Origin of the sequence: Enterococcus saccharolyticus subsp. saccharolyticus (assembly GCF_029023825.1) — a bacterium.
Classification (GTDB): Bacteria; Bacillota; Bacilli; order Lactobacillales; family Enterococcaceae; genus Enterococcus_F; species Enterococcus_F saccharolyticus.
On sequence record NZ_CP118957.1, the window covers coordinates 1,817,623 to 1,840,409 of the forward strand.

24 protein-coding genes, 1 tRNA gene and 1 pseudogene are annotated in these 22,787 nt (G+C 37.0%); 6 read left to right on the forward strand and 20 right to left on the reverse strand.

Annotated elements, in window-relative coordinates; translation table 11 throughout:
• Positions 1 to 60 precede the first annotated feature (60 nt).
• From PYW32_RS09345 to rpoN, 4 genes are all read right to left on the reverse strand, one after another.
• Positions 61 to 1,251 (reverse strand): phosphoglycerate kinase, encoded by a 1,191-nt coding sequence (locus PYW32_RS09345; protein WP_016174563.1) that lies wholly within the window; start codon positions 1,249 to 1,251, stop codon positions 61 to 63.
• 97 nt (positions 1,252 to 1,348) lie between these two features.
• The gene (gene gap / locus PYW32_RS09350) at positions 1,349 to 2,350 is read right to left on the reverse strand and encodes a type I glyceraldehyde-3-phosphate dehydrogenase (RefSeq protein WP_016174562.1); all 1,002 of its coding nucleotides are present in this window, start codon (positions 2,348 to 2,350) and stop codon (positions 1,349 to 1,351) included.
• A 41-nt stretch (positions 2,351 to 2,391) separates the two neighbouring features.
• A complete protein-coding gene (locus tag PYW32_RS09355; protein ID WP_016174561.1) occupies positions 2,392 to 3,429 on the reverse strand; it encodes a sugar-binding transcriptional regulator in 1,038 nt (345 codons plus the stop codon).
• Positions 3,430 to 3,662: 233 nt separating this feature from the next.
• Positions 3,663 to 4,979 (reverse strand): RNA polymerase factor sigma-54, encoded by a 1,317-nt coding sequence (gene rpoN, locus PYW32_RS09360; protein WP_016174560.1) that lies wholly within the window; start codon positions 4,977 to 4,979, stop codon positions 3,663 to 3,665.
• Positions 4,980 to 5,035: 56 nt separating this feature from the next.
• Here rpoN and PYW32_RS09365 point away from each other — a divergent pair.
• Positions 5,036 to 5,107 (forward strand) — tRNA-Arg (locus tag PYW32_RS09365).
• 432 nt (positions 5,108 to 5,539) lie between these two features.
• On the opposite strand, the gene rpoE is transcribed toward PYW32_RS09365, so the two are convergent.
• A complete protein-coding gene (gene rpoE / locus PYW32_RS09370; RefSeq protein WP_016174559.1) occupies positions 5,540 to 6,142 on the reverse strand; it encodes a DNA-directed RNA polymerase subunit delta in 603 nt (200 codons plus the stop codon).
• An 86-nt stretch (positions 6,143 to 6,228) separates the two neighbouring features.
• On the reverse strand, positions 6,229 to 6,663 hold the full coding sequence (locus PYW32_RS09375; RefSeq protein ID WP_016174558.1) for a YwiB family protein: 435 nt from the start codon (positions 6,661 to 6,663) through the stop codon (positions 6,229 to 6,231).
• A 148-nt stretch (positions 6,664 to 6,811) separates the two neighbouring features.
• On the opposite strand from PYW32_RS09375, the gene PYW32_RS09380 reads away from it, so the two are divergent.
• From PYW32_RS09380 to yidA, 3 genes are read left to right on the forward strand one after another with little or no spacing between them, the layout of a single operon-like run.
• Positions 6,812 to 7,627 carry a lipoate--protein ligase family protein gene (locus PYW32_RS09380; RefSeq protein WP_016174557.1) on the forward strand — a complete coding sequence of 272 codons (816 nt, stop codon included), beginning with the start codon at positions 6,812 to 6,814 and terminating at the stop codon, positions 7,625 to 7,627.
• Positions 7,611 to 8,969, forward strand: coding sequence for an HD domain-containing protein (locus tag PYW32_RS09385; protein ID WP_016174556.1), 1,359 nt, complete (start codon positions 7,611 to 7,613; stop codon positions 8,967 to 8,969). Before PYW32_RS09380 ends, PYW32_RS09385 begins: the two co-directional genes overlap by 17 nt.
• A gap of 13 nt (positions 8,970 to 8,982) precedes the next feature.
• Positions 8,983 to 9,798: a sugar-phosphatase gene (yidA, locus tag PYW32_RS09390; RefSeq protein ID WP_016174555.1), complete on the forward strand. Its 816-nt coding sequence runs from the start codon at positions 8,983 to 8,985 to the stop codon at positions 9,796 to 9,798.
• A gap of 146 nt (positions 9,799 to 9,944) precedes the next feature.
• On the opposite strand, the gene PYW32_RS09395 is transcribed toward yidA, so the two are convergent.
• Positions 9,945 to 10,388: an NUDIX hydrolase gene (locus PYW32_RS09395; RefSeq protein WP_016174554.1), complete on the reverse strand. Its 444-nt coding sequence runs from the start codon at positions 10,386 to 10,388 to the stop codon at positions 9,945 to 9,947.
• 167 nt (positions 10,389 to 10,555) lie between these two features.
• Here PYW32_RS09395 and gloA point away from each other — a divergent pair, with 167 nt between their 5' ends.
• Both gloA and PYW32_RS09405 read left to right on the forward strand, forming a co-directional pair.
• The gene (gene gloA, locus PYW32_RS09400; protein WP_016174553.1) at positions 10,556 to 10,930 is read left to right on the forward strand and encodes a lactoylglutathione lyase; all 375 of its coding nucleotides are present in this window, start codon (positions 10,556 to 10,558) and stop codon (positions 10,928 to 10,930) included.
• A gap of 60 nt (positions 10,931 to 10,990) precedes the next feature.
• The gene (locus PYW32_RS09405) at positions 10,991 to 11,695 is read left to right on the forward strand and encodes a gamma-glutamyl-gamma-aminobutyrate hydrolase family protein (RefSeq protein WP_016174552.1); all 705 of its coding nucleotides are present in this window, start codon (positions 10,991 to 10,993) and stop codon (positions 11,693 to 11,695) included.
• Between the two features lie 70 nt (positions 11,696 to 11,765).
• Here PYW32_RS09405 and PYW32_RS09410 read toward each other — a convergent pair whose 3' ends face one another.
• The 13 genes and pseudogenes from PYW32_RS09410 to uvrC all read right to left on the reverse strand — a co-directional run bounded on the left by PYW32_RS09410 (position 11,766) and on the right by uvrC (position 22,677).
• Positions 11,766 to 12,209: an ASCH domain-containing protein gene (locus tag PYW32_RS09410; RefSeq protein WP_071859181.1), complete on the reverse strand. Its 444-nt coding sequence runs from the start codon at positions 12,207 to 12,209 to the stop codon at positions 11,766 to 11,768.
• Positions 12,210 to 12,212: 3 nt separating this feature from the next.
• A pseudogene (pbp4, locus tag PYW32_RS09415) lies at positions 12,213 to 14,227 on the reverse strand (penicillin-binding protein PBP4(5)).
• A gap of 121 nt (positions 14,228 to 14,348) precedes the next feature.
• Positions 14,349 to 15,368, reverse strand: a complete 1,020-nt coding sequence (locus tag PYW32_RS09425; RefSeq protein WP_016174548.1) for an alpha/beta fold hydrolase — start codon at positions 15,366 to 15,368, stop codon at positions 14,349 to 14,351.
• 99 nt (positions 15,369 to 15,467) lie between these two features.
• Positions 15,468 to 16,721 (reverse strand): ABC transporter permease, encoded by a 1,254-nt coding sequence (locus PYW32_RS09430; protein ID WP_016174547.1) that lies wholly within the window; start codon positions 16,719 to 16,721, stop codon positions 15,468 to 15,470.
• Entirely contained in the window at positions 16,714 to 17,613 is a 900-nt protein-coding gene (locus PYW32_RS09435; RefSeq protein WP_016174546.1) for an ABC transporter ATP-binding protein, read from the reverse strand. The genes PYW32_RS09430 and PYW32_RS09435 overlap by 8 nt, the downstream gene beginning before the upstream one ends.
• 22 nt (positions 17,614 to 17,635) lie before the next feature.
• Positions 17,636 to 18,313: a DUF2812 domain-containing protein gene (locus tag PYW32_RS09440; protein ID WP_016174545.1), complete on the reverse strand. Its 678-nt coding sequence runs from the start codon at positions 18,311 to 18,313 to the stop codon at positions 17,636 to 17,638.
• A 19-nt stretch (positions 18,314 to 18,332) separates the two neighbouring features.
• Positions 18,333 to 18,638, reverse strand: coding sequence for a PadR family transcriptional regulator (locus PYW32_RS09445; RefSeq protein WP_016174544.1), 306 nt, complete (start codon positions 18,636 to 18,638; stop codon positions 18,333 to 18,335).
• 118 nt (positions 18,639 to 18,756) lie between these two features.
• Positions 18,757 to 18,981 (reverse strand): hypothetical protein, encoded by a 225-nt coding sequence (locus PYW32_RS09450; RefSeq protein ID WP_016174543.1) that lies wholly within the window; start codon positions 18,979 to 18,981, stop codon positions 18,757 to 18,759.
• A 111-nt stretch (positions 18,982 to 19,092) separates the two neighbouring features.
• A complete protein-coding gene (locus PYW32_RS09455; RefSeq protein ID WP_016174542.1) occupies positions 19,093 to 19,827 on the reverse strand; it encodes an amino acid ABC transporter ATP-binding protein in 735 nt (244 codons plus the stop codon).
• Between the two features lie 12 nt (positions 19,828 to 19,839).
• Positions 19,840 to 20,145, reverse strand: a complete 306-nt coding sequence (locus PYW32_RS13390) for a hypothetical protein (protein ID WP_275066189.1) — start codon at positions 20,143 to 20,145, stop codon at positions 19,840 to 19,842.
• Positions 20,124 to 20,516, reverse strand: coding sequence for a transporter substrate-binding domain-containing protein (locus PYW32_RS13395; RefSeq protein WP_016174540.1), 393 nt, complete (start codon positions 20,514 to 20,516; stop codon positions 20,124 to 20,126). Before PYW32_RS13395 ends, PYW32_RS13390 begins: the two co-directional genes overlap by 22 nt.
• Positions 20,517 to 20,521: 5 nt before the next feature.
• Positions 20,522 to 20,758, reverse strand: a complete 237-nt coding sequence (locus PYW32_RS09470; protein ID WP_016174539.1) for a hypothetical protein — start codon at positions 20,756 to 20,758, stop codon at positions 20,522 to 20,524.
• Positions 20,759 to 20,895: 137 nt separating this feature from the next.
• Entirely contained in the window at positions 20,896 to 22,677 is a 1,782-nt protein-coding gene (gene uvrC / locus PYW32_RS09475; protein WP_016174538.1) for an excinuclease ABC subunit UvrC, read from the reverse strand.
• Positions 22,678 to 22,787 lie beyond the last annotated feature (110 nt).

A 22,787-nucleotide genomic window follows, 5' to 3' on the forward strand; every position in this document is an offset into this window, starting at 1 on the left:
CACTCCTTTTTCAATTGGTTCATTCGTAGAAATGGCTATCCCTACGAATGAAAAGATTGATTATTTATCGTTGATTGCTGCCAAGCCAGGTAATTCTTTACCTTCTAATAATTCTAAGCTTGCGCCACCACCAGTAGAGATATGAGTAAATTTATCTGCAAAGCCTAATTGTTCAGCTGCTGCTGCAGAATCTCCTCCACCGATAATTGTTGTAGCATCTTCTAGGTTCGCAATTGCTTCACAAACACCAATTGTTCCTTTAGCAAAATTAGACATTTCAAACACACCCATAGGACCGTTCCAAACAACTGTTTTTGCATCTTTTAAGATATCGCTAAATAATTCAACTGATTTAGGACCAATATCTAAGCCCATTTGATCTTCTGGTACTGCACCTTCATGAATTTCAGTAGGTACATCGTTAGAAAATTCAGCAGCAGTTACTGAATCAACTGGTAATACTAATTTATCGCCAGCTTTTTCAATTAATTCTTTTGCTAAATCAACTTTATCTGCTTCAACTAATGATTTACCGATTTCAATTCCTTTAGCGCGATAGAATGTATACGTCATTCCACCACCGATAAGAATTTTATCTGCTTTAGGAATTAAGTTTTCGATAACACCAATTTTATCTGAAACTTTTGCGCCACCTAAAATTGCCACCATTGGGCGTTTAGGTTCTTCAACTGCTTCACCGATAAATTTGATTTCTTTTTCCATTAAGAATCCAGCTACTGTTGGAATTCCTGTTGAAGCGATTCCTACGTTAGAAGCATGTGCACGGTGAGCTGTACCAAACGCATCGTTTACAAATACGTCACCTAATGATGCCCAGTATTTACCTAATTCAGAATCATTTTTGCTTTCTTTTTTACCATCTACATCTTCAAAACGTGTGTTTTCAAAGACAACTACGCCACCGTCTTCTAAGTTGTTGATTGCAGCTTCCAATGCTTCACCACGAGTTTCAGGAACGAATGTTACTTCTTTGCCAAGTAATTCGCCTAAACGATCTGCAACAGGTGCTAAAGATTTACCAGCTTTATCTTCTTCTGTTTTTACACGTCCTAAGTGAGAAAATAGAATTGCTTTTCCACCTTGGTCTAATACATAGTTGATTGTTGGTAAAGCTGCTTTGATACGTGTATCATCAGTAATTACGCCATCTTTCAATGGAACGTTGAAGTCAACACGGACAAGAACTTTTTTACCTTTTAAATCAATATCTTGTACAGTCTTTTTAGCCATGAAATTGCCTCCTAATATGGGTCTTTCTCTTTAAAAAAAGCGGAGAAGCGCGTCGCTTCCCCGCTTTGATACTGCAAATTTAGATAGTTGGACTATCTTATAAATTAGCGAAGTATTCTAAAGTACGTACTAATTGTGCAGTGTATGACATTTCATTGTCATACCATGAAACAGTTTTAACTAATTGTTTGTCGCCAACTGTCATTACACGAGTTTGAGTAGCATCAAATAATGATCCGTAAGTAATACCCACGATATCAGAAGATACGATTTCGTCTTCAGTGTAACCATAAGATTCGTTAGCTGCTTTAGCCATTACTGCATTTACTTCATCAGCAGTTACTTGTTTGTCAAGAACTGTTACTAATTCAGTTAATGAACCAGTTGGAACTGGAACACGTTGTGCAGAACCGTCTAATTTACCGTTTAATTCTGGAATTACTAAGCCGATAGCTTTAGCAGCGCCAGTTGAGTTAGGAACGATGTTCGCAGCTGCAGCACGTGCACGACGGAAATCGCCTTTAGGATGTGGAGCATCCAATGTATTTTGGTCACCAGTGTAACCGTGGATAGTTGTCATTAAGCCTTCAACAACACCAAAGTTGTCGTGTAAAGCTTTAGCCATTGGAGCTAGGCAGTTAGTAGTACATGAAGCACCAGAAATAACTGTTTCTTCTCCAGTTAGAGTTTCATGGTTTGTGTTGTAAACGATTGTTGGTACATCGTCTCCACCAGGAGCTGAGATAACAACACGTTTAGCGCCAGCAGCCAAGTGTTTTTCAGCAGCAGTTTTTGATGTAAAGAAACCAGTACATTCTAGAACGATATCTACGCCTAGATCGCCCCATGGTAATTCTTCAGGGTTGCGGTTAGCTAAAACTTTCACTTCTTTACCGTTAACATCAAAAGAACCTTCGTGAACTTCAACAGTACCGTTGAAACGTCCTTGAGTTGTATCATATTTTAACAAGTGTGCTAACATTTTAGCATCTGTTAAGTCGTTGATTGCAACCACTTCGATTCCTTCTACATCTTGGATACGACGGAAAGCTAAGCGTCCGATACGTCCAAATCCATTAATACCTACTTTAACTGTCATTTAAGATTTCCTCCTTATGAAAATCATAAAAAAATTTTATTTTAAAGGGTCGCCCCTCTTAAAATCTCATTTGCGGCAGCTTCATCTGTGATGAGCCACGTTTGTTTTGGTGCATTTTTCATATAAGCGCGTATAGCTTTTGCTTTACTTCTCCCACCGGCAATGGCGAATACGTAAGGGATATTCTGTATGTCTTTTAATTGTAAACCTATTCGAGGGATTTTGTAAACGACTTGCCCTTCTTCATCAAAAAAGTATCCGAAAGATTCAGCAACCGCATTTTTGCGTTTCAGCATAAAAATCTCTTCTTCCGTCATTTTTCGTCGAGCAGCCATGTGCAAAGCTTTTCCGATACTGTGAATCACACAGTTCGCTTCGCTTATTAAATTTAGAACTTCTAAGATAGAAGGTTCTTGCATCAGTGAATTATATGTCGCAATACTTAATTGTTCCGGCACATATAATGCGCGATACTTACCATTGGTTTGGATTGCCATTTCTGCACTAACAGAATTTGCTTGTACACTAACTGCTTCTCCAATGCCTCCTCTTGCGGGTACGAATAAATTTTCTCGTTGCTCTGTTTCTAAACTAGAAAGTTCACTGGCAACTTGCGCCATCGTGGTACCACCCATCACAGCAATGATGTTTTTCCCATTTGGCAGATTATCGTCCAACGCTTCATAAAGAAGGTGACCAAATTCGCTAATTACTTTTATTTGTTGATCGCTATCGCCACCTGTAATCAAACAACGTGCAATCCCAAAATAACTCGCTAATCGCTTTTCAATCTGGTGCATTTCAAATAATTGGTCCATCATACTTCCTAATTGATTATAAATATCTTCGCCTTTTGGTGTTAACATCATGCCGCTTTTTGAAGATTCAATCAATTTCAGACGTTTCAGTACATCCGTTTCTGTTCGCAACACGCGTTCTGTTAAATCTAAACTTTCAGCCAACGTCCGTCGACCGATGGGTTGCATCCAGTAAACATTTTGCAAAATTCGGTATCTTTCTTGAAGAACCGTCAAAATATCTGGAGCAATAGCTTCAATCAATTTTATTTCATCAAGCATATGCAACCTCCGTTGGACATCTTTCGTCCTAGATAGACTTAATATGACCCATGTGTTGTAAAAAAAAGCGAATTTACTTTTTCAGTACCAATTCCTTACACAAATAATTCTAGCATGTTCTTTTTTATTTATCAACTAATACCCGAAGAAAAAAATAAAAATTCCCGAATTTTCTTTAATTTATCACAAAAAAGGAGGATTTCACAGAAAACTCATGAAACCCTTCCCAATCCTTATGCCTCATCGTATCTTTTACGTTTAGCAGAAGATGGAATTTTTAATAAATCGCGGTATTTTGCGACCGTTCTTCGTGAAATATCAATGCCTTCTTCGTTCAATAGATCGACTAATTTTTGATCAGAAAGTGGCTTGGCTTTGTTCTCAGCATCCACTAATGCTTGTAAACGATGTTTGACATCATTGGTCGAGCGTTCCCCATCATCAGAAGCTAATTTTTGGCTGAAGAAATGTTTTAATTCAAATACACCGAAGTCTGTTTCTAAATATTTGCCATTCACTGCGCGACTAACGGTGGATTCATGGATGGCTAATTCTTCTGAAATATCTTTTAAAATTAATGGTTTTATCGGATGTTCTTTATTTAAAAAGAATTCTTGTTGTCTTTCAACAATTGCTTTCCCCACATTAAAAATGGTATCGCCACGTTGTTCAACTGTTTTTTTCAACCATTCAAAATCTTGCTGCTTGTCTTTCAGATATTTCAAAACATCAGGATCTCCACTTTGTTTCATTTGTTCAAAATAATTTTGCTGAAATTTAATTTCGGGCATCCCGCTGCGGTTAGAAAAAACTGTCACTTGTTGTTCTTCAACTTTAACGGTTAAATCAGGAATGATATACAACCCTTCTGTTGAACCAAAAATTGCACCTGGTGCTGGCGTTAACGTCTGAATGTAATCAAACACTTTTTGAACGTCAGCCAATGAAATCAACAATTTTTTAGCAATGCTGTCCCATTTACGCTCGACTAATTCAATAAAATATTCTTCCAATAATAGATATGCAATTTCTGGTGCATAGTTATCACGCTCTGTTTGTAACATTAAACATTCTTGAAGATTGCGCGCTCCTACTCCTGCTGGTTCTAATTGTTGAATAAGCGTTAACGCATCTAGTAGTTGAATGGGTGTCCCACCTGTTTTCGCCACTGCTTCATCTAACGAAATTGTGAGATAACCATTCAAATCAATGTACTCAACTAAATAAAGAACAAGTGTCCGTAAATATGTATCACGATAATTTAAATGAATTTGATCAATCAAATGTTCAAATAAAGAGATGGTTGTATCGGGAATTTGATTCAAACGATTCATTTCAGTGCCGGTGGATGTACGCGGTTTGGAATAATTCGATGTATAATTCGGTTGTGTGACATCTAATAGTGGGTTTTCTAATGCTTGATTGTCAATAAAGTTAGATAATTCTTCTGTTGAAAATTGTAAAACTTGAATCGATTGCTGCAATTTCTGCGTCATCGCTAGTTTTTGGGTTTGTTTTTGTTGTTGTGAAAACTGTTGCTCGAATTTCATTTTGAATTTCCCCTTGTTTTTTTTCTTAAAGTTCGCTAAACTATGTAAAGTGTTCAGCACCTTTAGTGTAGTGGATATCACGCAAGATTCCGGTTCTTGAGACAGGGGTTCGATTCCCTTAAGGTGCGTTTTGTAACTGATTACAGTATACTTGAAAGCCTAATAAAACGCAAAAACAGACCTAAGAAAACAGCTCAGCAAGTGCCGAGCTGTTTTCTTTTTCTTATAAAATATGTTATACTGTAGAAACGCGAAAGATATTTTTATGCAACACTTTAATTTGTTTTTAAGAAATTTATTCAAACTGGCGTAACTACAGAGTTACAAGGATGTATTAGAGGTTAGGGAATACATCGTTTAAATGAGAAATAGTTAATTTTTAGTAATAGTTATCAACTTTAGAATAAACATATTGATTCGTCAGATAGCCTTCTCTTTAATTAGAGAGGGCTATTGTTCATTTCCCTCATCATACACAATTCTTAAAGAGAATAACAGCAACAACCTCAAGACAAAAAAATCCAAAAAGCTTTTAATAAGCTCTTTGGATTTTCTTACGATTATAATTCTTCGTCTTCTTCATCAAATTCATCGTCGTCATCATCGTCAATGATTGTTAAGTCTTCTTCAATACTTCCAGGAAGTTCTTCTTCATCATCGTCATTTGTTGCGCCGATTTCTTGTAAATCAGAGTTGTATGCTGCGATTTCTTCATCTTCATCGTCATCATCAAATAAATCATCATCATCGTCTTCATCAGTTAGATCTGTATCTTCTGGATCATCATCGTTGTAGTCAATTGCATCTTCATCATCACTAATGAAGGCATTTACTTTCTTACGTTTACGACGGCGTGGTGCATCTTCGTCGTCTTCGTCAATTCCATGGTTTACTTCTTCGTCAATCGAATCAATGGCATACCATGAACGTAAGCCCCAACGATTATCACCTAAAGAAATGAAACTACCATCAATGTTTAAGTCTGTATAAAACTGCGCCAATGAATCACGAATATCACTATCAGATTTTCCTAAATACGTTTGAATCTCATTTACTAAATCTGAAAAATCCATTACATCGCCTTTTTGAGATAAAATTGCACCGGCAACTTCAATCATGGACAATTCGTTTCTATTTACACCTTCAAATACATTAATTTCCAATCGGGACACGTCCTTTCACAGTCTACGTCTAATCATACAAAAATGTTTGCAAAAAAGCAATTTATTCTGATAAAAAACATCAAAAATCAAGCAGTAAATTCTAATGAGAGTTTATACTCACCGATTTTATCGCCCGCTGTAAATAAATCGTAATCCACAGACACTTTTCCAGAAGTCGGTTGGTCTTTTAAACTAAAATGAAGATTACTGGTGTATGTACTGAAAAACATCACGCCATATGGAGTTTGATAACTCGTATCTGCTTTTTCGCGATAAACAAATTTTAAACGCAGACGCATTTCACCTGAACGAATTAATTGAATCGTTCCATCTGGTGAAATTTTCATTGTTACAGGAATTTCTGACTGGTCATCTTGGACTTCTTTATAACGAATATAAAGAGTATCTCCCATCTTAACCACTTGTCCTTGTAAATCGAATAAAAATTCTTGGAATTCATTGTTTTGAGTCACTTCTGTTTTCAAACGTATGGCAACAGGTACGCCTTTTGTTAAATCCACGTTCTTCCCTCCTCTACTATTCTTTTATATTGTTCACATTTTCAGCTTATTTGTCAATAAAACAAACTGTTGGAATGTTTTTCACGTGTTTTCAAAATATTTTCGTATATAATGAAAGAAAACAATTAATTAAAGAAGGAAACTTATCATGAAGCAATTATTTGACCAAGCAATATTTACGGAAAACAATGCCTACTTGCCTTTTGCCTTAACAGATGTCTTTACAGAACATGCCAGCGTAACTTCTCAAGAAATGATTCATTTTTGGCAATGCGACCAGACATTTATTTTAGGGATGAAAGATACTCGGGTCACACATTTGCAACGAGGGCTTACACAAGTACTGCAACACAACTACCAACCAGTCGTTAGAAACTCTGGTGGATTAGGTGTCATTGCTGATAAAGGAGTCTTAAATGTCTCATTGATTTTCCCACGTGAGGAAACAACGACCACAGATAGCGCCTATGAACAAATGATGGCTGTCACACAACAAGCATTTCCTGAATTAACGATTGATGCCTACGAAATTGTTGATTCTTATTGTCCAGGAACCTTTGATTTAAGTGTCAATGGCAAAAAAATTGCAGGTATTGCGCAACGTCGAGTGAAAAACGGAGTGGCAGTCATGATGTATTTAAGTGTCAATGGCAACCAACACCAACGTGGCGAAGTCGTGCGCCATTTTTACCAACAAAGTTTGGAAGAAAAATTTGGGACAGATGGCTATCCGGCAGTAGATCCTGCTTGTATGACTACCATTGAAAATGTATTGGGTCAACCAATGTCCATCCAACAAACAAAAGAGCGTTTCATTCAAACCTTAGGGATTCAACCAACAGCAACTGATCCATTACAATGGGTCAAAGAAGCACTGCATACCGAATTACTACAAAAAAAATTAACAAGTATGCAGCAACGTAATTTACAAATAAAGGAGTTAAGTGATGGCTATTCCGTATAAATTTCGAAAACTACCAATCGAAAAAGTATTTCGTGACCCTGTTCACCAATATGTACATGTCCAACATCAAGTAATTTGGGATTTAATCAATGCCAAAGAATTTCAACGTTTACGACGAATCAAACAGCTAGGTACCGCTTCTTTTACCTTCCATGGTGCCGAACATAGCCGTTTTTCTCATTCATTAGGCGTTTATGAAATTACACGTCGAATCTGCGATGTCTTTAAACGCAACTACTCGACAGAAAAAATCGCTGATGGTTGGGATGACTCTGAACGTTTAATTGCGTTATGCGCAGCTTTATTACACGATGTCGGTCATGGGCCGTATTCTCATACATTTGAACATATTTTTCATACTGACCACGAAGCGATTACAGTGGCGATTATCACCTCGCCTGATACAGAAATTTACCAAATTTTAAACCGTGTGGAAGAAGGATTTCCAGAAAAAGTAGCAAGTGTTATTATGAAGACTTATCCTAATCCACAAGTCGTACAAATGATTTCAAGTCAAATCGATGCGGACCGTATGGATTACTTGTTGCGTGATGCCTACTTTACCGGCACCGAATATGGCACTTTTGACTTAACTCGTATCTTGCGAGTGATTCGTCCCTATCAAGGCGGAATTGCTTTTGCGATGAATGGCATGCACGCTGTGGAAGATTATATCGTGAGTCGTTATCAAATGTATGTCCAAATCTATTTTCACCCCACTTCACGTGGCATGGAAGTCGTGCTAGAGCACCTCTTACATCGTGCACATGTCTTATATAAAAAAGACAGTCGCTTTTTTGAAAAGACGTCACAGCTACTACTGCCATTTTTAGAAGAAGATTTTTCTTTAGAAGATTATTTGCGTTTGGATGATGGGGTGTTAAATACGTATTTCAATCATTGGTTAGATAGTACTGATCCTATTTTAAATGACTTAGCGGCACGCTTTTTAAATCGTAAACCTTTAAAATCTTGCCGTTTCCAACCAGATACGCAAATGGCTTTGATTGATACAATGAAAGCCATTGTCTCGGAAGTTGGTTTTAACGCAAAATATTATACAGGAATTAATTCCAATTTCGATTTACCGTATGATTTCTACCGTCCAAAACGTGACAAACATCGCACACAAATTGAGTTACAACAAAAAGATGGCACATTGATGGAATTGTCCAAAGTTAGCCCATTAGTTAAAGCTTTAGCTGGACAAGAACAAGGTGACCACCGTTTTTATTTTCCTAAAGAAATGGTTGACCAATCGTCACAAGACAACTATGATTTATTTGGAGAGTCATATCAGCAATTTGCCAATCATATTCACAATGGCGAATTAGTTGAATAACAAGGAGGAAAACATGTCTATCAAATTAATTGCTATCGACATTGATGGCACACTGTTAAACAGTCAACATCAGTTAACACACGAAGTCCGTACTGCATTGAAACAAGCCGAAGCACAAGGTGTGAAAATTGTCTTGTGTACAGGGCGTCCATTAACAGGCGTCGAATCTTTATTAGAAGAATTAGATTTATTTAGTGGAGATGATTACGTGATTACGTATAATGGTTCACTCGTGCAAAGTACACATGACAAAGAAATCGTGTCAAAATTTGGATTAAGTCACGATGATTATTTAGAAATTGAATTATTAGCGCGTAAATTAGGAGTTCATTTACACACAGAAACAGAAGATACCATGTATACATCGAACCGTGACATTAGCCCTTACACTGTGCACGAAGCATTTTTAGTAAATATGCCTTTGAAATACCGCACACCAGAAGAAATGACAGAAGACTTATCTATTATCAAAATGATGATGATTGATGAACCAGCTTTCTTAGATGAGATTATTCCTCTTATTCCTGAAAGCTTTATGGAAAAATACACTGTCGTGAAAAGTGCGCCTTTCTTCTTAGAAATTTTAAATAAAGAAGTCCACAAAGGGGCTGCATTAGAACGTTTAGCCGCACATTTAGGATTAGACCGTTCTGAAGTAATGGCACTAGGCGATAACGAAAATGATGTCACAATGATTGAATACGCTGGTTTAGGCGTAGCTATGGCCAATGCAACTGACAATGTAAAAAAAGTGGCAGATGTTTTAACAACATCTAACGACGAACATGGCGTAGCAGAAGCCATCAACAACTATGTTTTAAATGCGTAACTAAAAGAAACACAAAAATAGCCGAACGATGTAACACGAGAGGCGCTAATTCACTAGAATTAGCGCCAAGGCTCCACTGAATTGTAGGAGCACACTCAATCGTTCGGCTATTTTTTATGAAAAAGTCGGATAGCATGGCCGCTTTCTTATTGTTCTTTTAACCATTCTTGAACTGCCCAACGATGACTGCCACGTTTTAACAATAACATCGCATCCGCTGGCGTAACCCAAGCTAGTTCATTTGTTGTTTCGGTTGGTTCAGCCACTTTTTCCCACGCATCAACAACATAAAAATACCCGGGATGCTCATAATATGTGTCTCGATGACTTGAATAAAAATATTCCAACGCTTCGCCTAGATAATTCCCCACTTTTACCTCAAACCCAACTTCTTCTAACATTTCCCGATTAATGGCTTGTAAGTGGTTTTCTCCTTGTTCAATTTCTCCACCGGGTAAAAAATATGCCCCATTTGGTGCTTGTACAATAATAATTTCTTGTTTGTTTTCTCGATGAATCACAACATACGCACCAAAACGTGGTTTATAAACCTTATCAACTTCTTTTTTTCCAAAAATCGGTTTTTCCATAGTATCCTCCTTACAAAACTGTTTTCTTTTGATTGTAACGGATAGTCGTTCAACAGACAAGTTTCAATAGTAGATAAAATTTGAATGAAATTTGGGCAGTTTTCTTATCAAGAAAAATCGGATATGTTATAATAAACGTATTGAAATAAGAAAGGATGTTGACATTTATGAAAATGGCACACACTTGTGTACGTGTAAAAGATTTAGACGCATCGTTAGACTTCTACACAAAAGCATTTGGTTTTGAAGAAAGTCGCCGTCGCGATTTCCCAGATGCAAAATTCACATTAGTTTATTTAACCTTACCCGGAGATGATTACGAATTAGAATTGACTTATAATTACGATCATCCAGGTTATGATTTAGGCGATGGTTACGGCCATATCGCGATTTCATCAGACGATGTTGAAGGGTTACATGCCAAACATCAAGAAGCTGGCTTCAACGTAACTGATTTAAAAGGTTTACCAGGTGTTCCTCCTTCTTATTACTTCATCATCGACCCAGATGGATACAAAATCGAAGTTATCCGCGAACGCTAATTCGCAACAACTCCTTCTACTTAAGTAGAAGGAGTTATTTTTATCAAGGAGGTTTTTCAGTTGAAACCAATTATTGGTATTGCAGGAAACGAACGCACAATGACCATGGGTGAGACGTTTTGGCTCTCTTATACCTCGCGTAATTTTGTAGAAGGTATTCAAGCTGCAGACGGCTTGCCACTGGTCTTACCCATAGGACAACCCGAAGACGCAAAAACATATATTCAACGAATTGATAAGTTACTCTTAGGAGGTGGCCACGATGTCAATCCTAAATTATACGGCCAAGAACCTCATCCTTACTTAGAAGAAATCAACGAAAAACGAGATGCATTTGAACTAAGATTAATTGATGAAGCAATCAAGCAAGGTAAACCGATTTTCGGTATTTGTCGTGGTATGCAATTAGTAAATGTTGCGTTTGGTGGTACCTTGCATCAAGATATTTCTTTATTTGGTCCGACCAAAATTAAACATGTCCAAGAATCAGAGATGAACAAACGGACACATCCTGTTCAAATCAAAGCCGCTAGTCGTTTAGCAACTTTTTTACCAGAAGCCTATTCGGTTAATTCTTACCATCATCAAACCATAAAAGACGTAGCACCAAACTTTACCGCCACTGCCCACGCACCGGATGGCATTATTGAAGCAATCGAAGCCAATGACTTACCTATTATGGCCATTCAATGGCATCCAGAATTAACACGTAGCACCTTTGACACCGAGCAACAGTTATTCACTTATTTTGTCCAAAAATTATAAAAACCTATCTGAATGATAAAACGCAGTGCTGTTCATCCAGACACATACGTGACCATTCAGATAGTTTTTTTTATTGATAAATGACGACAAAATCCTCAAACAAAAGCTCGCTATCATCAGAGAATGTGGTACTTAAATGTTTGCTACGCTCGGTAAAAAATGCACGATGACTTTTTTGCCAAGATGCCAGTGTATCGTCTTCTCCCTCACGCTGACAAATGTCTTCTGTCATTTCATGAAATTTCATGCGCTGAACATCGGTCGTTTCAATGATACATGCGGGATTGCCTTGATAATCTGTCACAATCGACACATCGCCTACTTGAGGGATGACCTCATATTCATCTACCAAAGAAGCCGTTGCTGTTTTCTTTCCTGCTAATACAAGCGCTAGTAACTGATTAGCTGCTTGTTCACTACTATCAAAATAAAAAACTTCAAAACACGCCGTTTCCTGACTTCGATTCGTTCTTTCTAAAAATTCTGCCCAATATTTTTTTACCTGCGCATCTATGACTTAATCCCTCTTTTCTAAATAGTTCACCAAATCGCCACTATGCTCAATTGCTGACCCATTTTCTCTTGCGTCTTCCACCATAGTAATGCCCATAAATTCTTTATTTTCTGTATCAAAGTACAATAAGAAGCTATTTTCAATTCCGGTGGTATCTTGTTTTTCTTTAATTTCGGCTGTTCCTGTTTTAGCGGATAAAACAAAATCAGGCGTATAAAATTGATGCACATAGCCATCTTCATCAGATACACTGTGAACCAAATCAGTTAGAATGGTTGTTGCTGCCTTTTTTGAAATCACTTGCTCTTTGACTTCTGTTTTTTGATAGTTCATTAAACGCGGATAGGTCAGTTGACCGTCATTCATGAAGACACTATACATGGTTGCTTGTTGAATAGGAGAAATTAACAATTCCCCTTGTCCATAGCCTGTATCAGCTAATAAAATATCCGTCGCAAATGATTTTTCATTGGAAATCGAAGCGGGTTCCATATAAAATGGCAAGTCTAATTCTTCGTCAAAAATAAATTTAGATAATCCTTCTCTAAATTTGTCTTCGCCTAAAGCTAATGTTTTTTGCGCAAAATAAATGTTATCGGAATAAACGAGTGCTTTTTCTAAGTTAATCGGTGATGCTTCTTTCACTCGTGTGACTTCATACGAACCCCAACTTTGCTCTTTTTGCCATTTCAAACCAGAAATTGCTCGTTCTTCTTCAGGCGTAATCACGCCATCATCCAAACCGATTGCGCCAGTAATTACTTTAAAAGTTGAACCGGGAGCATAGCGATTGGTGAAACGCGTCATAAAGGGTAACTTTTTATCATTGGCATACGCATCGTATTCTTTTTGAGTCATACCTAACATCATTTTATTCGGATCATAAGCGGGTGAACTGACTGTTGCGAGTAAATCGCCTGTTTGTGGTTGCATAACGACAGTCGACTCCGGTGCGTTCTTTAGATTTTCAAAAGCTGTTTCTTGGGTTTGTGCATCAATTGTTAATTTTAAAGGTTCAGCATTTTTGCGTTCTTTTTCTAATAACACCTTTTTAACCGTGCCATCCTCTGATACTACTTCAATGACACCGCCGGATTCTCCACGTAATTGCTTATCAAAGACTGCCTCTAATCCTGATTTGCCGACCAAATCATTCTCATTTAAAGAAGCATCTTTTTCGATATCTTCTTGCGTGACCTGACTAACATAACCAATTAAATGCGCTGCAGCTTCTTTTAAGGGATAATAACGTTTCTTCACGTGACCAATCACCGCACCGGTTGGTAATTCTTTTAAAGGATTACTTTCTTCTTCTCCATACAATGTTTTCACTGGTACAAAAACTTCGCCTTGAGCCCATTCTGGTGCTAATGCGTCGTTCAATTGGTCGACAGAAACTGCAAATGCTTCACTAATTGCTTTCAAATGCTGTTCTTTTGCTGTTCCTTCACCTAATTTACTAGGATTTAAGCCTAGTTGTTGGTAGTCACGATTGGTAGCTAATTTTTCACCGTTACGGTCAATAATTTCACCACGTTCAGCAGTATCTTCTTGAATATTAATTTTATCTTTGCCTGTCATATCTGGGAAAATGAGATTAGGTGCCCAATCAATCACCGGTTGGTCATCGACAAACGCGACTGTCGTTTGATAAGCAACATCTTCTAATTCTCCTAAAAATGTATCAAATGACACATGATACGATAACAAGTACTCGTCTTGTTTTTTTCAACTTTTACGTCTGAAACTTTTGCATTTTCAGTATGTAAGGAAGAAAAAATAAGTTGGTATTTATTGATGACTTCTTCTTTCGTATAACCACTGCTTTTGATGGATGTTGGACTTAAAGAATCAACCAATTTGTCATACGAGCCTTTTTCTAAGGCTTGTACGTAGGTATCTGCCACTTTTTTTACTTCACGTTCTTTGGCTCCTTGCAAAAACCAATACGTCCCGCCGCCAATAGCGCCTACTGCCAAGACTACACTAGCGATGAGTATGCCTTTTCTTGCTGACATTTCTTTCCCCCACTTTCTTTTCCATTAATTATGTCATACCAAAAATTGAAAAACAAAAAGCTTAAGAAAACTTGGAAAGGAAAAGAACCCAGAAAAATTCTGAGTTCTCCAACTGCTCTAATTAGTTTTCGTCAAAGAAATCAACAATTAATTGATAAACGACAGGACTTTCTACTTCATTTAACACTTCATGTTTCATCTGTGGTAAATCAATCACATCAATCTGGTGGTAGCCAATCCGACGCAATGTATTTTCAGTATCTAATAACCCTTGATTACCTCCAGTAATGTCATGATCTTCGGCACCAGTAATACTTAAAATAGGTAGTTCTGGATGACGGCAAGCAAAATTAGCGACATTTTTTAGTTCACGATTGGTTTGCCAAATTGTCGCAACACCACGATTATCATAACCAGGAATCATCCACGGATCATTCATCGCCTCTTCTAAATGCTCCTCGCTATTGGTTAACCACGTTTTATCTTTTGAATCAAAATCTGACAGTTTTTTCAAAATCCAAGAGAAACCATGTTCACCGGCGACTTTGTTCGCAATTTCGGCAATCAAACACCCCATCTTCGCATTTTTTTCGTATTGAACCGTTCCCGTCAATAATAATTTATCAATTTCCGCATCGTGTTTTTGCAAATAAACACGCGCTAACATCGAACCAAAAGAATGCCCATAGAGATAGACAGGTTTATGAGCAAAACGTTGTTTCACAAATTGGGTGATTTCAGCTTGATCTTCCACCATTCGTGTCATACCCGGCATATGGCCCAACACAAATTGTTCATTCACTGATTGGCCATGCCCACGGTTGTCACTAATCACAACGGCATAGCCATTTTCTGCTAAATGATTGGCAAAATGCAAATAACGTTTGCGATGTTCTAAAATCCCATGCACGATTTGTACAACTGCTTTAATAGGACGATACGTTGGTCGAACAATGCTTAAGGCTAACGGTAGTCCATCCGAAGCGATTAAGAAAACATCCTCAGTCGTCGTTTTAAGTAATCCTGCGTCATCAAAGGCAAGCTCTTCTTCAATCGTAATCGTTTCTGGTCGGTTGCGGAATAACGCATAAAAACCAATTCCCGCACCAATTAAGCTACCGTAAAGTAATGCTTTTTTCACAATCCATTCCTCCTAGTGTTATCATTAGCCTTATTGTACCGAAAAAAAGAAATTTAGACGAACAAAAAAACAGACTGGTTACCCAATCTGTTTAAAAATTTAATTTTGACTCTTCATCAAACGGAACGATTGTTTCAAAGTGGCAAAAATACCATTGTCATTGTAAACCAACACATTGGATTTATACATTTTCGCACAACCGACTGTTAAGGCAATTGTAGTTACCAATAAAATAGCTACCGAGATTAACGCACCACCAACCCCAACTGTTTCATTGGCTAGGCGAATCGGCATAATGTATGACGATAGGAACGGGATATATGAGGTAATACGAATGACGATATTGTTCGGGTCCATCGCCCCTAGCATAATCCCTAACATATAACCACCTAACGATAAATACGTTACTGGTAAAATAACTTTTGATGTATCTTCCGCTTTGTTAACCAACGATCCACATAAAGCAGCTAAGACCGCATAAATAAAAATACCTAATAAAACGAAAATCAACGTAAAGACTAAGAAGTTTCCTAAAATCGCTTGTAACGAAATATTTGCCAAGAATGATTGGACGACTTCCATCTCTTTCACCCAATTATAACTAATCGCAAAAGCAATCGCATATACAACCATTTGTGTTAAAGCGACTAATAAAATCCCAAATAATTTGCCATAAAAATGCGTTTGCGCGCGCGTACTCGACAAGATGACTTCCATGATACGCGTCCCTTTTTCAGAAGCAATTTCTTGAGCAATAATCCCTGCATACGTCATAATGAACACGAATAATAAAATGGTGCCACCGAAACTAATGATGTATTGAACGACACTATTATCTTCACCAATCACCATATTCCCATTATCATCAAAATTCACTTTTTGTTTTGTAAATTCGGCCGGTTGACTCAAACTAACCACTTGTTCAGGTGTTAAACCTAATTTTTCTGCACGTGATGACCCTTGAATACTGGATAAAATTTGTTGCAGTGTTAATTCCGTTGCTTGGCCTAAACTTGATTCACTAAACAGTTCACCTTTCACTGTCTCTTCGGTAACCTGTAGTACTAAAAATGCATCAATTTTTTCTTCTCTCATTTGTTTCTCTGCTGCTTCTTTTGAATCTAAGACAACAAATTGATAGTCTTCATTTTCAGCTTGCGCTACTAATTCAGCAAATCCTGCCTGCTCAGAAATCAGTCCAATTTTATCGACATGACTGGCACGACTAGCAAAGTGTCCCCCTGCATAGGCGAGGCCACCAATAATAAATGGAACGAGTAACATAATAAAAAACGACACCGACTTCACATTTTTCTTATAAACATCGCTTGCGATTACCCAAAATTTATCCATTGATGTCACCTGCTTTCAATTTAAAGATTTCTTCTAACGTTGGTGGTTGCTGATTAAACATTGGAATATATCCATCGGCAGTGGCTAAAGTAAAAAGTTCCTTGCCAACTTCTGGGTCGGTTAAGGTAATTTCTAATGAGCGGTCTTCTCGTGTGTTGACGGATTGAACACCCACTAATTTTTCAATCGTTGCTTTTTCCAAACCAGACTCTAAAAAGACTTTTGTTCGACCAAATGACTCACGAATTTCATGCACCTTTCCATTTAAAACCATGGAACCGTTACGTAACATAATCAAGTGGTCACAAATTTTTTCAACGTTATCCATATTATGACTTGAAAAAATGACACAAGAACCTTTTGATTTTAGCTCTATGATTCCGTCTTTTAAAAGCTCAGCATTCACTGGATCAAGGCCACTAAATGGCTCATCTAAAATGACTAGTTTTGGTTCGTGAATTAACGTAGAAATCAATTGTACTTTTTGTTGATTCCCTTTAGACAATGATTTAATTTTATCTGTCTTTTTTCCTTTCACTTGAAACTTGTCCATCCACTCGTCAATTTTCGGTTCAATTTCTTTTTTCGTTTTCCCACGAAGCTTTGCAAAATAAATTAATTGATCTTGAATCGATACTTTAGGATACAAGCCGCGTTCTTCTGGTAAATATCCGATGACATTATAATCTTTAGCGCTTAATGGTTTACCATTCCATAAAACTTCTCCACGATCTGCTTTTAAAAAATCTAAAATCAAACGAAACGTCGTCGTTTTCCCCGCACCATTTTGCCCAATCAATCCCATGATTTCGCCATCTTGAATGTGAAATGACAAATCATCCACTGCCGTGTAGTCGCCAAATTTTTTGACTAAATGTTTTGCTTCTAACATAGTAACTCCTCCTTTAATTCGTTTAGAAAAAATACTCAAAAGTAAAACCAATCATCCCGCCTATAATGGCACCAAACATCAAATTAAACAATGTATCTAACCAAAATCGTTGCTTTTTCGCAAAAGCTTCAGGATTATTAAAAAACTCTGAACGATCTTTATAACGCCTACGTATCAAATACCCACTAATAAAATAAATAAGTGGATATAAAAGCAATCCAATGCCTCCACCTGTAAAGAAGCCAGAAAAAAAAGTCATTTCAATTACATGATACACCAATAAAAGACTCATTATTATAAGGATTAATAAACCAAACGCACTTATTTTAAATGAATTTTTCATTAACCATTTTTGTTCTATTTCTAGTCGCTCTGCATAAGATACTTTGTCAGAAAAAATAGTTGGCGTGTCTGGGTCAGCCATAAAATAGAAGTATCGTTTTTGGTAATTGCTCACATATGTCCAACCACTCGCTTCATACATCTCTAAGTACTCATCAATTTCTGCTTGTGATTGGTTGCCTGTATAAAAATCAACTGCAAATTGTTTTTCTTGGGCAGGTGCTTTTTTAAAAACTAAAAAACCTAATTGATTCATTTTAACAAACTGCCAACCTTTGCGGGCTTGTTGGGCTAGTCGCATCATTTCTTTTTCTGCGTAAAAACTCACACCCAAGCTATATAAATACTTTTGTTTCATCTTTGAACACCCTCCAACACTAATCAAATTGTTCCAACATCTTAGCACCCGCTTGATAAAAAATCTTCCGTCGTTGAACTTCTTGTTTTAACACATCAATTCCTTTGGGTGTGATGTGATAAATCTTTTTGCGATCAGAGCTTTCTTCTAAACGAATCCACTCACTTTTGACTAATTTTTTTAAAATAGTATACATACTCGCTGGCCCAACTTCCACTTTGCCTTCAGTTAAAACAGTTATTTCTTTCATAATCGCATAACCATGTTGCGGTTTTAATAAAGCTAATAAAATTAAATAGGTGGAATCTGTTAATGTTTCATCCATCGTAATCACCTCACCTATATCATCATCCGATATATCACTTACCGATATATTATCAAGTGATATATTTTTTGTCAAATAAAAAAAGAATCCCATTGATCGTAATCAATAGGATTCTTTCTTATAACTCAACAATTTGTCCAATTTTTCTTTCCGTTGCCGTATCTAAAACTTGTTTGGTTACAGCTAAGTCTTGCAATGCAATTCCTGTCGAATCGAAAACGGTAATTTCCTCTGCTGTTTGACGACCAGTAACTTGGCCTAATAACACATGTCCAATTTCAGTCAGTTGTGCGGGTTGTACTTTTCCAGTTTGAACAGGAATTTCTAATTCCCCCACAGTCATCGATTGATACAAAGCTCGTTAAATTATAGTCCACTTCTGTTTCATAAATATTTAACCAGCGTTCGACGCCAAATGGTTTAATATACATCTTTTATTACTTCCAATCTTTAATTAATGTAACACTTTACTTAAGAAATCAATGGTTCTAGGGTGCGTTGGTTGGTCAAAAATTTGCTCCGGTGTTCCTTCTTCAATAATTTTTCCACCATCCATAAATAACACACGGTCACCCACTTCTTTGGCAAAGCCCATTTCATGTGTAACGATAACCATCGTCATACCCGCTTGGGCTAAATCTTTCATTACGTTTAATACTTCACCAACCATCTCTGGATCTAGTGCCGAAGTCGGTTCATCAAATAGCATGACATCTGGGTCCATCGCAAGTGCCCGAGCAATCGCAATCCGTTGTTTTTGTCCGCCAGATAGTGAATTAGGGTAGGCGTCCGCTTTCTCTGCTAAACCAACTTGATTTAATAGACGCATGCCATTTTCTTTGGCTTGATCTGATGTTCGTAAACCGACTTTCACAGGTGCCAAACAAATGTTTTCCATCACTGTTTTATGCGGGAATAAATTAAAGGATTGGAATACCATCCCTAATTTTTCACGAATTTTAAAAATATCAATTTTAGGATCGGTTAAATCTTGATTTTCAAAAATAATTGACCCTTTTGTCGGCACTTCTAATAGATTTAAACAACGTAAAAAGGTACTTTTCCCTGAACCTGAAGGACCAATCACCACGACAACTTCACCTTGTTGAATCGTGGTATCAATGCCGTTTAATACTTGGTTATCACCAAATGCTTTATGCAAATCGATGACTTTAATTAATTCTGTCATTTCTCTCATCTCCTATTCTAAATTTTTAGCAATGACACAAACAAATGCTACACCAATCGTTGTCAATGCTCCTCTTAAAAACAATGGTCCATAGATTTGTAAGGTACTACGAGAATCGATATCGCCCACTTTGGCTTCTTCAATATTTTTTTCTAGAAGCTCTTCAATCAAACCTTCTTTTTGCATCTCGGCAATAATCTGATTGACTTCTGTAATCAACGCTTGACTTTCTTTTGGAAAAGCAATTGATTGGGCTGTTTTTTCTTCTGGAACTTCAATTTCAATATCTGCAATAACTACATTCGGATAAATATCCAAGTAGTTTCTTGCTGCCAAGTAACCGACAACACCGGCATCGACTGTTCTGCATTGATTTCGGCAATCACTTCAGGTAACTTTCCTAAAGAAACGGGATGCGCATGCCCAATATAATCATGCAAAATAGTTTCTTGCGTGGACCCTTTTTGAGCCGCAACTTCTTTACCAGTTAAGGACTCTAGAGACGTAAATTGTTCTTCTTTGTCTTTGGTTGTCAAAATAACAAACGGTAGATTATGGTAACTGTCTGAAAAACTAATCACTTCTTTTCGTTCTGGCGTTGGATTAAATCCAGCTAATGCCATATCAAACTCGCCTGCTTGTACACTTGGAACTAAACCATCAAATTTCATATTGGTGATTTCTAACACAACACCTAGTTCTTCGGCAATTTTTTAGCGATATCAATATCAAACCCAATAATTTCTTCTTTCCCATTGTTCATACGAATGTATTCTTTGGGTGGATTATCTGCCGATGTTCCAACGATTAATGTGCCTCTATCTAAAACTTTCTGTAATGAATCATCGGTTTGTGCAGACACCGGCATACTCCAAAACATAGGTAGAAAAACCACTAACATACCTATTAAACCAATCACCTTTTTTTCCATAGGTAAACCTCCTAATTAATGAATATTTTTATAAATATTCATTTGTCTTCCTCGTATTATAGTTCATTTTTATGAAAAAATTCAAGGTAATGTTTCAATTTTCTGAATTTTCACCATAAAAAAGCTAGCTTCTTCGGCTAGCTTTCCTTCTGATGCAATTCATGGTACACATTTTCAGCAACTTTCTGTGGTAATCCGTGCGCACGTAATTCTTCGACACTGGCTTCTTGAATTTTTTTCAACGACTTAAATTCTTTGAGTAACATTTTTTTTCGTTTTGGTCCTAGTCCCTCAATGCCATCTAGACGAGAAGAAAAACTATTTTTACTACGTAATTGTCGATGAAACGTAATAGCAAATCGATGTACTTCATCTTGTATGCGCTGCAGTAAAAAGAACTCTGCTGAATTTCGTTCTAAAGGAACAACAGCTAAATCAGAACCAAACAACATTTCACTGGTTTTATGTTTGTCGTTTTTAGCTAATCCAGCGATTGGAATATCTAAGCCTAGTTGATTTTCCAAAACATCTTTAGCAACATCGACCTGTCCTTTACCACCATCGATAATAATTAAATCAGGAAACGGCAAATTTTCTTTTAACACCCGTGCATATCTACGGTAAACCACTTCTCGCATCGATGCATAATCATCAGGCCCTTTGACAGTTTTTATTTTGTATTTCCGGTATTCATTTTTCGCTGGTTTTCCATCAATAAAAACCACCATAGCTGAAACAGGATCCGTTCCCATAATATTTGAATTATCAAAAGCCTCAATACGTGTCGGTGTAGGAATTCCCATCGCATTGCCTAGTTTTTCTACAGCACCGATTGTGCGTTCTTGTTTGCGTTGAATCAAATCAAATTTTTCAGATAAGGCGACACGCGCATTTTTACTGGCAAGTTCTACTAGCTTTTTCTTTTCGCCACGCTTCGGCTGTAAAATCTTTGTTTCCAGTAATGCTTGCACACTTTCTTGATCGATATCATCTGGAATCAATACTTCTTTTGGAATAATATGCTCATTTTCCTGATAAAATTGCCCAATGTACGTTAAAAAATCTTCCGTTGCTTCATTATAAAAAGGAAAAATAGACACATCGCGCTCAATTAATTTTCCTTGTCGTACAAAAAATACTTGAACACACATCCAACCTTTATCAACAGAATAACCGAAGACATCACGATCCATCAAATCGGTTTGGGTCATTTTTTGACGCGTCATCACCGTTTCAATGGCACGAATTTGATCACGGTATTCTGCTGCTTTCTCAAATTCCATATTCATCGCTGCGTCATTCATTTTCGCTTCTAAACCAGCTTGAATATCACTATGCCCCCCACTTAAAAATTGCTTAATTTCTTTGACCATTTCCGTATAAGTATCTTTGGAAATATCAAATACACACGGCGCTAAACATTGCCCCATATGGTAATACAAACAAACTTCTTTAGGTAACACTTTACATTTACGTAAAGGAAATAAACGATCAAGTAATTTTTTCGTCTCATTGGCAGCACGAACATCTGGATAAGGGCCAAAATAAAGTGCTTTATCTTTTAAGACTTTGCGAGTAATTAATAGTCGTGGATATTCTTCATTCGTGATTTTGATAAAAGGATAGGTTTTATCATCTTTTAGCATGATATTGTATTTCGGATCATTTTTTTTAATCAAATTAATCTCTAATAACAGCGCTTCAATATTTGATTCTGTCACAATATATTCGAAATCTTCAATCTCACTGACTAAACGTTCTGTCTTAGTATCATGACTGCCAGTAAAATAAGAACGGACACGATTCTTTAAGATTTTGGCTTTTCCTACATAAATAATCGTGCCATTTTTATCTTTCATCAGATAACAACCCGGTTGGTCTGGCAATAAAGCTAATTTATTTCTAATTTGTTCATTCATGCAAACGACATCCTCCGTTCTTTCTATTTCATTATAGCATATCAGAACATTCGTTCGTAGTGTTTTAGTTTTATGTAACGTTGCATTTTCGTGATGAAAAACAAATGTGA

Bases quoted from the DNA above. Each gene is read 5' to 3' on its own strand.
- PYW32_RS09345 (WP_016174563.1), bottom strand. From the start codon at position 1,251: ATGGCTAAAAAGACTGTACAAGATATTGATTTAAAAGGTAAAAAAGTT.
- gap (WP_016174562.1), bottom strand. From the start codon at position 2,350: ATGACAGTTAAAGTAGGTATTAATGGATTTGGACGTATCGGACGCTTA.
- PYW32_RS09355 (WP_016174561.1), bottom strand. From the start codon at position 3,429: ATGCTTGATGAAATAAAATTGATTGAAGCTATTGCTCCAGATATTTTG.
- rpoN (WP_016174560.1), bottom strand. From the start codon at position 4,979: ATGAAATTCGAGCAACAGTTTTCACAACAACAAAAACAAACCCAAAAA.
- PYW32_RS09380 (WP_016174557.1), top strand. From the start codon at position 6,812: ATGAAGCAATTATTTGACCAAGCAATATTTACGGAAAACAATGCCTAC.
- PYW32_RS09385 (WP_016174556.1), top strand. From the start codon at position 7,611: ATGGCTATTCCGTATAAATTTCGAAAACTACCAATCGAAAAAGTATTT.
- yidA (WP_016174555.1), top strand. From the start codon at position 8,983: ATGTCTATCAAATTAATTGCTATCGACATTGATGGCACACTGTTAAAC.
- PYW32_RS09395 (WP_016174554.1), bottom strand. From the start codon at position 10,388: ATGGAAAAACCGATTTTTGGAAAAAAAGAAGTTGATAAGGTTTATAAA.
- gloA (WP_016174553.1), top strand. From the start codon at position 10,556: ATGAAAATGGCACACACTTGTGTACGTGTAAAAGATTTAGACGCATCG.
- PYW32_RS09430 (WP_016174547.1), bottom strand. From the start codon at position 16,721: ATGGATAAATTTTGGGTAATCGCAAGCGATGTTTATAAGAAAAATGTG.
- PYW32_RS09435 (WP_016174546.1), bottom strand. From the start codon at position 17,613: ATGTTAGAAGCAAAACATTTAGTCAAAAAATTTGGCGACTACACGGCA.
- PYW32_RS09440 (WP_016174545.1), bottom strand. From the start codon at position 18,313: ATGAAACAAAAGTATTTATATAGCTTGGGTGTGAGTTTTTACGCAGAA.
- PYW32_RS09445 (WP_016174544.1), bottom strand. From the start codon at position 18,638: ATGGATGAAACATTAACAGATTCCACCTATTTAATTTTATTAGCTTTA.
- PYW32_RS09450 (WP_016174543.1), bottom strand. From the start codon at position 18,981: ATGACTGTGGGGGAATTAGAAATTCCTGTTCAAACTGGAAAAGTACAA.
- PYW32_RS09455 (WP_016174542.1), bottom strand. From the start codon at position 19,827: ATGACAGAATTAATTAAAGTCATCGATTTGCATAAAGCATTTGGTGAT.
- PYW32_RS09470 (WP_016174539.1), bottom strand. From the start codon at position 20,758: ATGGAAAAAAAGGTGATTGGTTTAATAGGTATGTTAGTGGTTTTTCTA.
- uvrC (WP_016174538.1), bottom strand. From the start codon at position 22,677: ATGAATGAACAAATTAGAAATAAATTAGCTTTATTGCCAGACCAACCG.